The organism is Streptomyces racemochromogenes (assembly GCF_044129415.1).
Lineage (GTDB): Bacteria > Actinomycetota > Actinomycetes > Streptomycetales > Streptomycetaceae > Streptomyces > Streptomyces racemochromogenes_A.
The window spans coordinates 1-10,818 of sequence record NZ_JBBDHD010000171.1 but is presented as its reverse complement, the minus strand read 5'-3'; the positions used below and the strand labels follow the sequence as shown (position 1 = coordinate 10,818).

The 10,818-nt window shown below is 73.0% G+C and carries 9 protein-coding genes, 1 tRNA gene and 1 pseudogene; 3 read left to right on the top strand and 8 right to left on the bottom strand.

The annotated features are described in order from the left end of the window. Positions 1-191: 191 nt before the first annotated feature. The 3 genes from WDV06_RS33835 to WDV06_RS33825 form a co-directional block, all read right to left on the bottom strand. Positions 192-848 carry a hypothetical protein gene (locus WDV06_RS33835; RefSeq protein WP_395513647.1) on the bottom strand — a complete coding sequence of 219 codons (657 nt, stop codon included), beginning with the start codon at positions 846-848 and terminating at the stop codon, positions 192-194. Between the two features lie 3 nt (positions 849-851). Further along, positions 852-1,943, bottom strand: a complete 1,092-nt coding sequence (locus tag WDV06_RS33830) for an iron-containing redox enzyme family protein (RefSeq protein ID WP_395513646.1) — start codon at positions 1,941-1,943, stop codon at positions 852-854. Positions 1,944-2,201: 258 nt separating this feature from the next. After that, positions 2,202-2,286 (bottom strand) — tRNA-Lys (locus WDV06_RS33825). Between the two features lie 178 nt (positions 2,287-2,464). Here WDV06_RS33825 and WDV06_RS33820 point away from each other — a divergent pair. After that, the gene (locus tag WDV06_RS33820) at positions 2,465-2,848 is read left to right on the top strand and encodes a cupin domain-containing protein (RefSeq protein WP_395513645.1); all 384 of its coding nucleotides are present in this window, start codon (positions 2,465-2,467) and stop codon (positions 2,846-2,848) included. A gap of 63 nt (positions 2,849-2,911) precedes the next feature. Here WDV06_RS33820 and WDV06_RS33815 read toward each other — a convergent pair whose 3' ends face one another. Further along, positions 2,912-3,268, bottom strand: a complete 357-nt coding sequence (locus tag WDV06_RS33815) for a nuclear transport factor 2 family protein (protein ID WP_079432288.1) — start codon at positions 3,266-3,268, stop codon at positions 2,912-2,914. A gap of 180 nt (positions 3,269-3,448) precedes the next feature. On the opposite strand from WDV06_RS33815, the gene WDV06_RS33810 reads away from it, so the two are divergent. Continuing rightward, positions 3,449-4,846: a pyridoxal phosphate-dependent decarboxylase family protein gene (locus WDV06_RS33810; RefSeq protein ID WP_395513644.1), complete on the top strand. Its 1,398-nt coding sequence runs from the start codon at positions 3,449-3,451 to the stop codon at positions 4,844-4,846. A gap of 78 nt (positions 4,847-4,924) precedes the next feature. On the opposite strand, the gene WDV06_RS33805 is transcribed toward WDV06_RS33810, so the two are convergent. The 4 genes from WDV06_RS33805 to WDV06_RS33790 are packed head-to-tail and all read right to left on the bottom strand — an operon-like array spanning position 4,925 to position 10,244. Next, positions 4,925-5,560, bottom strand: coding sequence for a glyoxalase (locus WDV06_RS33805; protein WP_395513643.1), 636 nt, complete (start codon positions 5,558-5,560; stop codon positions 4,925-4,927). Between the two features lie 55 nt (positions 5,561-5,615). Beyond that, the gene (locus WDV06_RS33800) at positions 5,616-7,325 is read right to left on the bottom strand and encodes a nitrite/sulfite reductase (RefSeq protein WP_395513642.1); all 1,710 of its coding nucleotides are present in this window, start codon (positions 7,323-7,325) and stop codon (positions 5,616-5,618) included. Between the two features lie 58 nt (positions 7,326-7,383). Further along, positions 7,384-8,565, bottom strand: coding sequence for a hypothetical protein (locus WDV06_RS33795; protein ID WP_395513641.1), 1,182 nt, complete (start codon positions 8,563-8,565; stop codon positions 7,384-7,386). Continuing rightward, positions 8,562-10,244: a hypothetical protein gene (locus WDV06_RS33790; protein WP_395513640.1), complete on the bottom strand. Its 1,683-nt coding sequence runs from the start codon at positions 10,242-10,244 to the stop codon at positions 8,562-8,564. Before WDV06_RS33790 ends, WDV06_RS33795 begins: the two co-directional genes overlap by 4 nt. Before the next feature lie 365 nt (positions 10,245-10,609). On the opposite strand from WDV06_RS33790, the pseudogene WDV06_RS33785 reads away from it, so the two are divergent. Next, positions 10,610-10,818: pseudogene (locus tag WDV06_RS33785) on the top strand (phosphoadenylyl-sulfate reductase); the annotation flags it as partial.

Genomic DNA, 10,818 nt, shown 5'->3' with positions numbered 1-10,818 from the left:
CCCCGGCGTGGGGCACGCGCCCTGGCCCCGCGTGCCCCCCCGCGGGCGCGGGGGGGGTGTGGGGGGGGCCGGGGGGGCCCCCCCCCCCCGGCCGGGGGGCCCCCTTCCGCGTGCGCGGACCCGCGCAGAAGAAGGAGGGGGTGGCGGGGAAGGATCCCAGGGATCCTCCCCCGCCACCCCCTCGGGCGCTGTCAGCGCAGCGCCGGGCGGGTGCTGATCAGGGTCCCCGCGGGGCCGCGGACCAGCATCGGGCGGCGGCGGAGGGCCGGCTGGGGGCCGACCGGGCGGAAGACGTGGGCGACCAGCAGGTCCTGCACGGCCGGCCCGGCGGGGCCGGCCGCCAGCTCGTGGCCCTCGTACGCGACCACGCGCCGGTCGATCAGCAGCCCCTGGCCCGGACCCGGGTCCGCGTCCAGCAGGGGCACGCGCGGGCCGGTGCCGTACAGCCGGGACCGGCCCGCCCCGCCCCCGGTCCGCCCGACCACCGCCACGAGGGCGAACTCGCAGGCGTCCGGCACCGGTCCGGGCAGCCGCACCGGCACGGTCCGCCCGGCCGGTGCCACGGTGCGCACCCCGTGCAGCTCGATCAGCCGGTCCGCGTGGACGTCCAGCCAGGACCCGCACAGGGCCCGCCGCAGCAGGGCGCCGAGCCCTGCCGCGAGCCGCCGGTCGGTTCCCGCGTCCGGGGCGCCGTACGGGGAGGCGGGCCGGAACAGCCAGTCGTCGTCCGCCGTCCACGACATCACCAGCCGCAGCGGTGGCCGCCGGGGGCCGGGGAAGCCCGCGGCGACCACCTCCGGCACGGGGTCCAGCCCGACCAGCGCGAAGCCGTGCTCCCGCAGGGACACGGCTCAGCCCGCGGCGACGGGCGTGCGCTCGGCGGAGAGCCGGGCCAGGTCCAGGCGCTCGTCGAGGTGGCGGGCGGAGGAGTTGGCGCGCCACAGCGCGCCGCGGGCGATGCCCCGGCGCATGTAGGCGGTGTCGGCGCTCGGGATGACCACGTTGTGGAACCAGCCGGCCGCGTGCTGGGAGTCGATGGTGATGTGCAGCCGGTGGTAGGTGATGCCGACCTCGGGCAGGCCCAGGCGCTCCCAGGCGCGGACGACGTTGCGGAACCGGTCGGGGGCCAGCCACTCGGTCATGCCGAGGAAGCCGACCGCCTCGGGGTACAGGTGCCGGTAGCGGCACAGCAGCACCGCGAGGTTGCCGGAGTGCAGGTCGGTGGTGGTCATGGCGGCTTCGAGGTCCTCGCTGCGGACGTCGAAGACCTCGTAGATCTTGTTGAAGAGGTGGGTGTGGACGGCCTCGGGGTCGCCGTTGCCCATCTCGTCCCAGTAGTTGGCGGCGATCTCCATCTTGCTGGCGCCGGCCGTGCCGATCTGCATCATCGCGAGGAAGTCGTCGAAGCGGCCGTCGATCAGGGACTCCTGGATGACGTAGGTGCGCAGGTCCTCCTCCCGTGCCTCGCGGTTGATGAACTCGGTGTAGTAGGGGTGCTTGAACGCGCGGTGCTTGCGCACCAGTCCCTTGAGCCAGGACAGGAACGCCTTGGGCTCGGTGGGCGCGGACTCCAGCAGCCCGGGCTCCAGGTGGGCGTCCTCGGCGGCCAGGGTGGCGTTCTCCAGCAGCCGGGTGACCTCGTGCAGCAGCACCGAGCCCTCGGCGCTCGGCCGGTCGGGGATCTGCATCACGGTCTGGTAGATGCGCGAGAGCAGGAGCTGCTGGTGGTAGTGGGCGTCCTCACGGCCGGGGCCGGCCACGGCCGCGGCGTTCAGGTCGGTGACGGCCTCGACGATACGGGCGCGCTCGCCCAGGAACTTCGCGTCGATCTCGTCGGCGTCTACGGTCAGCCAGGACGAGATCTCGTCCACGAGCGCGGCGGCGTCCGTCCTGCGGAGCACGGGAACGGTGTGGTGGTCGCTGCTGGGCAACTGCGTCTCCATGTCTGTCGGGGTCGCTCGGGAGGGCGACGCCTGTCGGGGTCGCGCCGGGCTGGGGAAGGAAAGGGCGGATCCGTCGACGGGCCCCCGGACGGAAGGGGCCGCGAGGCCCGGAGGGGCTGGATACGTGCGCTCCGCGGGTCCGGGAGGACGGGACGGGCGCCGTGGGGAGGCCCTGCCGGGCGGTCCGGGCGCCGCATGCCAAAGACACGCGCATCCCTGGTCTCGGATCGGGATGCGCGTGCCTGGGATGAGCACCTGCGGAGAGGGCAGGATTCGAACCTGCGTGGGCAGAGCCCGTCCGGCGAAGAGCCGGACCCCATTCGGCCGCTTTGGGTACCTCTCCATCGGCCTTTCTCGTGCCCTCAGCTTGGCACGCGGCGGCTGACACGGGGCTGATGGATATCTGAGACGTGAATTCCCCTGTCGGCCCCGATCGGTCAGGGCCCCATCAGTGCCGGCTGGGATAGTGAGGGGCGATCGACCCAGACCCGATCCCGACTTCACGTACACAGGGAGTTCCCGTGGCCGCCGAGACCGCCAAAATCGCCGTTTCCCGCCTCTACAACGACGAGAACGGCGAATCGCATTTCATCGACGAGCAGCTGGAGGTGACGGCCCTCAATTTCGCCCCGCCCGCGCCGTCGCTCTTCGTCTCCGAGGGCATACCGGCCAAGCAGGCCGTGTACCTGTACATCCCGGCCGGCTGGTTCGGCGACTTCCACCCGGCGCCGCGCCGCCAGATCATGACCCTGGTCAGCGGCAAGATGGAGTGCGGCGTCAGCGACGGCACCTGGCGCACGTTCGTGCCCGGCAACACGCAGCTGGTCGAGGACACGGTGGGCAAGGGCCACGCCACGAAGGCCCTGGAGGACTGCGTGATGATCGTCTCCCAGCTGGCGGACTGACGCTTCGTCACCGCACGCGAAAGGCCCGGGCCTCGAAGGCCCGGGCCCTTCTGGTTTCCGCTGTCAGCCCTTGACGTAACCGAAGCTCTCGACGAGCTTTCCGCCCTCCAGGCGGTGCACGTTCACCCCGCGGACGAAGTCCTTCGGACCGCCGCCCCAGCGCAGCGTCCAGCGGCAGACGGAGCGCTCGCCGGCCACCCAGACGTCCTCCACCTCGAAGGTCATGTGCTCGTTGCCCGCGATCGCGGTCCAGAACTGCAGGCATTCGTCATAACCGACGTGCTTGGTGCCGTCGGGGGCCGGTCCGGAGTTCTCCAGCCGGCAGTTCTCGCCGAGGATGTCCTTCAGCAGGCCGGGGTCGTGCAGCTGGAATGCCTGGTTGAACTGTTCGATAACCTTGCGGGTCTGCTCGTCGGACATCGGAACTCCTCAAGTCTCATGACTCTGCACGGATGTGGACCGTCGGACCGGCCGGACTGACCGCACCGGCCGGGGCCACAGGAGAAAGTAATACAGTCCAACGGCCCGCTGTCCAAGGCTTTGGGAGTTCCGGCCATTCGGGTCAGTCGCACGTCAGTGCCAGCCGCCTAGCTTCGTAGTATGACCACAGCAGACAGTGCGCCTCTCGCATTGGCCTATCAGCAGGCCACCGAATATCTGACGGGCCTCGCCGAGCGGCCGGTGGGTGCCACTGCCGGCTCCGAACAATTGCTGAAAATGTTCGGTGGCCCGCTGCCCGCCGGCCCGGCCGACCCGGCCGAGACCATCGAGGTCATCGGCCGTGCGGTGGCCGAGGGCGGCATCCCGACGGCCAACGGCCCCCGCTACTTCGGCTACGTCACCGGCGGCACCCTGCCGGTCGCCATCGCCACCGACTGGCTCGTCGCCGCCTACGACCAGACCGCCAGCCTCTACAACCTCTCGCCGGCCATCGCGGTGGCCGAGGACGTGGCCGCCCAGTGGGTCCTGGAACTGCTGGGCCTGCCCGCGCACGCCTCCGTCGGTTTCCCCACCGGCTGCACCATGGCCCACCTGACCTCGCTCGCGGCCGCCCGCCACAAGCTCCTCGCGGAGGCCGGCTGGGACGTCGAACGCGAGGGCCTGGGGGGCGCGCCCGACGTGGCCGTCGTCGCGGGTGCCCAGCACCACATGACCATCGACCTCGCCGCCCGCTACCTCGGCTTCGGCACGGCCCGCATCCGCAACGTCCCGGTGGACGACAAGGGCCGCATGATCCCCGCCGAACTGGAGCGCACCCTCGCCGGGATCGACGGGCCGGTCATCGTCTGCGCCCAGATCGGCGACGTCAACTCCGGCGCCATCGACCCCGTCGGGGAGATCTGCGACATCGCCCACCGCCACGGCGCCTGGGTCCACGTCGACGGCGCCTTCGGCCTGTGGGCCGCCGCCAGCCCGAAGCTGCGCCCGCTCGTCGAGGGCGTGGAACGGGCCGACTCCTGGGCCCTGGACGCCCACAAGTGGCTCAACGTCCCCTACGACTGCGGCATCGTCGTCATCGCCCACCCCGAGGCCCACCGCGCGGCCATGCTCAACGAACGCGCCGGCTACCTCCCGCCGGGCACCGACGGCGAACGCGACGCCATCGAATGGGTCCCCGACTTCTCCCGCCGCGCCCGCAGCCTCCCCGTCTGGGCGGCCCTGCGCACGCTGGGCCGCGAGGGCGTGGCCGAACTGGTCGAACGCTGCTGCGACCACGTCCGCCACTTCGCCGAACGCCTCTCGGGCGTCCCCGGAGTCGAACTCCTCAACGACGTCGTCCTCAACCAGCTCCTGGTCCGCTTCGGCGACGACGACGAGACCACCCGCCGGGTCATCGCCCGCATCCAGCGCAGCGGCGTCTGCTGGTTCGGCGGCACGCTGTGGGAGGGCCGGGCGGCGATGCGCGTCTCGGTGGTCAACTGGCGCACGACGCGCGAGGACGTGGACCGCAGCGCGGACGTCATCCTCCGGTCCCTCACGGCGGAACTGAACCCCTGACCCCTCGCCCACCCCCCACCCCCCGGCCGGCCCCGACGACCCCACGGGCCGGCCGGGGCGCGTGCGCGGCAGGGGCGCCTACGCGGCGGCCGGTTCCCAGGTGAAGCCGTCCGGGTCGGTGAAGGTGTCGGCGGTGCTGCCGAGGACGACGCGGTGCGAGCCCGTGCCGTCGGCGGGGACGCCGAGGTCCTTGGCCAGAGCGCGGCGCTTGTAGAGGGCCAGCTTGACGGGGCTGGAGGGGGCGGCGGCGAACTCCACGTACTTGCTGCCGAAGCTCTTGGCGACCGTCAGGCCCCGGTCGGTGTAGAACTGCCTGGTGGTCTTGACCGCCTCGACGCCGAGGAGGAGGACCAGGTCGTCGATCCGGCCGGTGTCGGGGCCGGTGTCCTTCTTCGCCGAGGTGGCGATCTTCCAGATCGTGCCGTCCGGGGCCCGGACCACGCCGCCGTAGCCCCACAGGGACTTCGTGGCCGGCTTGAGGACGGTGGCGCCGGCGTCCACGGCAGCGTCGAGGAAGCCGTCGACGGTGGCCGGGTTGGAGACCGTGAGGCCCAGGGTGAAGCCGCGGAATCCGCTGGTGCGGGCCTCGGACGCCCGCAGGCGCACGTGGGCCTCCAGGCCGAAGGCGGCGTAGAAGCGGCGGGCGGCTTCGACGTCGGCCACCTCAAGGGTGACGGAGGCGAGGGACGTGGTGGTGGAGGCGGTGGTTTCCATGTCCTTCACGCTACGGGCGCCACCGCCGCCGGGGCTTCTCCGATCCTGACCGTCCCTACTGGAGCTCCGACTCCGCACAGCGGGCCACCCAGGAGGCGAACGGTTCCGACGGGGACGTGCGGCCCGCCAGGTAGGCGCGGGTGACGCGTTCGACGTAGTCCGGGAGGTCCGCCGCCGTGGTCTTCAGGCCCCGGAGCTTGCGGCCGAAGGCGCCCTCCTGGTCCGCGGCCAGCGACAGGCCGCCGCCCAGGTGGACCTGGAAGCCCTCGACCTGGCGGCCGTCCTCGTCCGCCACCAGCTGGCCCTTCAGGCCGATGTCGGCGACCTGGGTGCGGGCGCAGGAGTTGGGGCAGCCGTTGAGGTTGATGTTCAGGTCGGGGAGGGCGGGTTCGCCCGCCAGGCGCTTCTCCAGTTCCGCGACCAGGGTCGCCGCGCGTTCCTTCGTCTCCACGATCGCCAGCTTGCAGTACTCGATGCCCGTGCAGGCCATCGTGTTGCGGCGCCAGGGGGAGGGCCGTGCCTGGAGGCCGATCCCGGCGAGGTCGGTGACCAGCGGTTCCGGGTCGGCGACGTCCAGGACCAGGAGCTTCTGGTACGGGGTCAGGCGGACCCGGCCGCTGCCGTGGGTCTCGGCGAGGTCGGCCAGGGCCGCCAGCTTCGTGCCCGAGAGGCGGCCCGCCACCGGGGCGGCGCCCACGTACGACAGGCCGTCCCGCTGCGGGTGGACGCCGATGTGGTCGATCGGGGCCGGCGGCAGCGCGGGCGGCGGGCCGTCGAGGAGGGGGCGCTCCAGGTACTCCTCCTCCAGGACCCGGCGGAACTTCTCCACGCCCCAGTCGGCCACCAGGAACTTCAGCCGGGCCCGGCTCCGCAGCCGCCGGTAGCCGTAGTCGCGGAACAGGCGGGCCACCGCCGCCCACACGTCGGGGACGTCGGAGAGCGGCACCCACACCCCCACGTGCTGTGCCAGGACGGGGACGGTCGAGAGGCCGCCGCCCACCCACATGCCGAACCCGGGGCCGTGCTCGGGGTGGACCGCGCCCAGGAAGGCCAGGTCGTTGATCTCGTACGGGACGTCCGGCAGCCAGGACACCGCCGACTTGTACTTGCGCGGCAGGTTGGACAGGGAGGGGTCGCCGACGTACCGGGCGGCGATCTCCCGGACCGCCGGGGTCGCGTCCAGCACCTCGTCCGCGCCGACCCCCGCCACCGGGCTGCCGACGATCACGCGCGGGCAGTCCCCGCACGCCTCGGTCGTCGACAGGCCGACCTCCTCCAGCCGCCGCCAGATCGCCGGCACGTCCTCGATCCGCACCCAGTGCAGCTGGACGTTCTGCCGGTCGGTGATGTCCGCGGTGTTGCGGGCGAAGCGCACCGAGACGTCGGCGACCGCCCGCAGCTGGGCGGCGTCGAGGGCGCCGCCGTCGCTGCGCACCCGCATCATGAAGTACTCGTCTTCGAGCTCCTCCGGGGCGAGCGAGCCGGTCTTCCCGCCGTCGATGCCGGGCTTGCGCTGGGTGTACAGGCCCCACCAGCGCATCCGGCCGCGCAGGTCGTCGGGGTCGATGGAGGCGAAGCCCTCCCGGGAGTAGATCCGTTCGATGCGCTCGCGGACGAGGAGGGGGTCCTCGGCCGCCTTGAACTCCTCGTTGGAGTTCAGGGGCTCGTACTCGCCCAGTGCCCACTGGCCCTCCGGGCGCTTGGCGGCGGCGGGGCGCGCGGTTCTGGCGGTCCGGACCGGCGGCGCGGCGACTGTTTCCGTCATGGTCCTGCTCCTTGTCGGGTCGGGCGCGGGGCGGGGTGTGCGTCAAGTTGGCCAGGAGTCAGGTGGTGCCGAGGGCCGCTACCGGGACGATCATTCCGCTGGGCAGCCAGTTCGCGGATCCGGTGTGGTGGTGGCCGCCTCCGGCGGAGCCGCCGCCCCCGCTGCCCGGTACGTACAGCACCGCCGCGGCGTAGAGCTTCGCGGGCGCCGGGCCCGCAGTCCCGCGGGCCGCGCGCCAGGCGTCGTACCCGGCGGCGCTGGGCACCTCGCCGGGCAGGCGCTCGCCCAGCGCGGCGGCGTACTCGACGGCGGCCGGGCCGTTCGGGGCGTAGCGCAGCGGGATGAGCTGGCCGGCGCTCGGCGAGAGCAGCGGCGCGGTCAGCAGCCAGGGCGCGAGGTACGTGCCCTCGGCGACGGTACGGCCGGCCTCGACGTCGTGGACGGCGGCGTCGGCGCCTGCCCAGCCGGAGGTGACGACCAGCGGTCGGCGCCCCTCGGCGCCGGGGGCGGCCACGGAGATCCCCGCCCGGGCGGCCGCGCCGCGCACCTCGGCGGCCGCCGCCCGCCCGCGCGGGGAGGCGTCCTCGACGAGGGAGACGGCCCGGGTGCCGCGTCCGGCGAGGAAGGAGACGGTCTCCCGCAGCGCGGCGGCGTCCGCCTCCGTCAGGGCGTCGGACGGGCAGCCGGCCGGGGGCTTCGCCCGGCCGCCCAGCACCGCTCCGGCGGCGGCGCTCGCACACTCGGGCCCGTCGGCGCCCCGCAGCCCGGCCGGGGCCGGCCCGGCGCCCGCGCGGCCGGTGTCCACGGCGAGGGGGGCGACGGCCCCGCCGGCGGAGACCCACACCCGCCCGGGCCCGGCCGGCAGTTCGACCGGGACCCAGGTCAATGCCGAGCCGGGCCGGGGTGCGCCCGGGGAGAGGCGGTCCCGGCCGGTGCCGGCGGATGCGTCGGGGGCGGCGACGGCCACCAGGTTGTACCCGGGCCGGTTCGGCACCACCAGCACCGGCACCTGCCGGCCGCCGAGCCCGACCGAGCCCAGCACCGGCCCCCCGGCCGCCCGGTCCGCCGCCCCGGTTCCCGGAGCGGCCAGGCTCCCGGCCAGGGCCGCGCACGCCACCGCCCCGGCGAAGTACGCCGTGGCGGTGGTGCGGCGGGCGAGCAGCCGGGTGCGCAGGAGCAGCAGCATCCCGAGCGCCAGGGCGGCGGTCAGGACGACCGCCGCCGAGAGGACCGCGTTCACCGGCGGACGACGCCGTCGCTGACCACGAACAGCACGCCGTGCGGCTGCGCGTCGCCGTGGTCGCCGTGCGGCCAGGAGGCCCGGTTGAAGCCGACGCACGGCTTGCCGGTGCGCTCGTCCCGGAAGGACCGGTCCAGGGTCACGCGGCCGCGCCGGTCGAGGTCGAACATGCACACCCGGTGGTCGCCGCCGCCGCCGAACGAGCCGGCGACGAAGTAGTTCGCCACCGCGATCCGGCTGACCTGCGTGGTCTCCCGGTAGACGCCGTCCGCGCCCCGCTTGAAGTTGTCCATGGCGCCCCAGTGCGGGCCGCCGGAGCTGACGTCGCGGATCGGGACGGTGCTCACCAGCTCCGGGCAGTCCCGCTCGCGTCCGCCGCGGCTCGCCTCGGCGAGTTCGTCGACGGAGCACTTCGCGCCGTCGCCCGCCGCGAGGAGCTTCTGGATGTCGAGGACGTAGACCATGCCGGTGGTCTGGTCGAGGGGCTTGCCGTACGGCACGGACTGGCCCATCACCGTGTGGAACAGGAACCGGTCGTCGGGGCTGACGGCCAGCCAGCTGCCGTTGTCCCCGCTGCCGGTGATCTCCCGGTCGCCCTGGAAGGTCCGGTAGGCGGTCGTGTCGTCGAAGACCTCCTTCCACTGCGGGGCGGGCGCGGTGATGTCCGGGGTGTAGAAGACGGCGCCGCCCGCCATGGACGAGACGAACGCCCCCTTGTGGCCGGGCCGGTTGGTCAGCGCCGTCTCCATGACCACGCGGGACTCGCGGAAGAAGGCCCGCGGCTCCTGCGCCCCGCGCGGCCCGTCGGCGACCTTGGACACCGACTTCAGCACGGGGTCGTCGCGCCTGGTGATGTCGAAGACGCGGACGGTCTGGCGGGCCAGGTTCTCCTTCAGCGCCGAGTCGGGCGTCATGAAGTTGCGGGCCTCGGCGAAGTCGCTCGCCACCATGACGTTCAGGTCCTCGCGCACCGCGATGCCGTGCGGGTTGGCACAGGTCGCGGCGGGCAGCGCCGGGACGTTGCCGCACTGGGCCGGGTCCTCGCCCGCCTCGGTCGCGGCCGGGATCTCGGCGAGGGTCCTGCCGTCCGGACCGATGCGGACGATTTCACCCGGGGAGCCGGCGGCGCCGTTGCCGACCCGCACCTGGCCGTTGGTGTAGGTGCAGGCGCCGGTCACGTTCGGGCCGCCCATGTACGTGCCGTACGCGGTGCCGTCGCTCAGCACCTGATAGGCGTCGGGGAGGGTGCCGCAGGGGGTGTCGGCGGCGGTGTTGACCCCGGCGATGGTCAGCGCGGGCAGGGCCTTCGCGTCGAAGACGAAGGTGGTGTCGCCCATGATGCCGCCGGCGTAGATCCGGTCGCCCTTGTGCCACACGTACTGCATGTGGTGCGGCTCGTTGCCGTTGTTCGGGCCGACGGTGACGGTGTTGGCGACCTTGCCGTACGTGGGCGAGTCGGGGGTCGCGTCGATGACGGTGAGGAAGTCGGGAGCGGGCTGCTTGGCCGGCCCGGACCAGACGAGCATCCACTGCCGGCCCGGGCCGCCGGCGGGGGCCACCAGGTGGTTGGTCGCCGAGTAGGTGACGCCGTCCGAGCCCTGGAAGGTGGAGGTCCAGGTCTCCGGGGTGCCCGCGACGGCGGGATCCGCCGCGGTGAGCATGGAGGCGGTGAGTCCCACCGCCGACAGACAGAGTGCGAGGCGGCGTAAAAGCCTTCCTCGGCGCGGTCCTTGCAGGCTCATTTCTCCGCGTGCCCTCTCCGGCGATATCGGACAGAATGTGGGGGAACCTTCGGCGCTATTCTGCCCACCATCACACAAGGCTTCTGGCAGCCCGCTGACAGGTCGCTTACCGAATTCTGACCGCACCCCGCAAAACCCATGAAAAAATTCAAACCCGCTGGTCAAGGTCGTGAGATGACTGATTGGTCCGGAAAATACCGGCGATCAGCGGACCGTCAGCGCTTTATGTGACGGCATTGCTAATGTCGGCTCAGAAAAATCCTGACCGGTTCGCCGCGTTCCCCTCCCGAAGGAGCCGCCGGGTGACGACGATCCAGGCACACGGAGACAGAGAAGAGCTGGCCGAGCGGGCGGGCCGGGAGCTGGAGGACGCCTCCGCGACGGAGATCCTCGCCTGGGCCGCCGACACCTTCGGTGCGAGGTTCTGCGTGACGTCCTCGATGGAGGACGCGGTGGTCGCCCACCTCGCCTCCCGTGCCTTCCCCGGCGTGGACGTGGTGTTCCTGGACAC

Bases quoted from the DNA above. Each gene is read 5' to 3' on its own strand.
- WDV06_RS33805 (WP_395513643.1), bottom strand. From the start codon at position 5,560: ATGGAAACCACCGCCTCCACCACCACGTCCCTCGCCTCCGTCACCCTT.
- WDV06_RS33800 (WP_395513642.1), bottom strand. From the start codon at position 7,325: ATGACGGAAACAGTCGCCGCGCCGCCGGTCCGGACCGCCAGAACCGCG.
- WDV06_RS33830 (WP_395513646.1), bottom strand. From the start codon at position 1,943: ATGGAGACGCAGTTGCCCAGCAGCGACCACCACACCGTTCCCGTGCTC.
- WDV06_RS33810 (WP_395513644.1), top strand. From the start codon at position 3,449: ATGACCACAGCAGACAGTGCGCCTCTCGCATTGGCCTATCAGCAGGCC.
- WDV06_RS33815 (WP_079432288.1), bottom strand. From the start codon at position 3,268: ATGTCCGACGAGCAGACCCGCAAGGTTATCGAACAGTTCAACCAGGCA.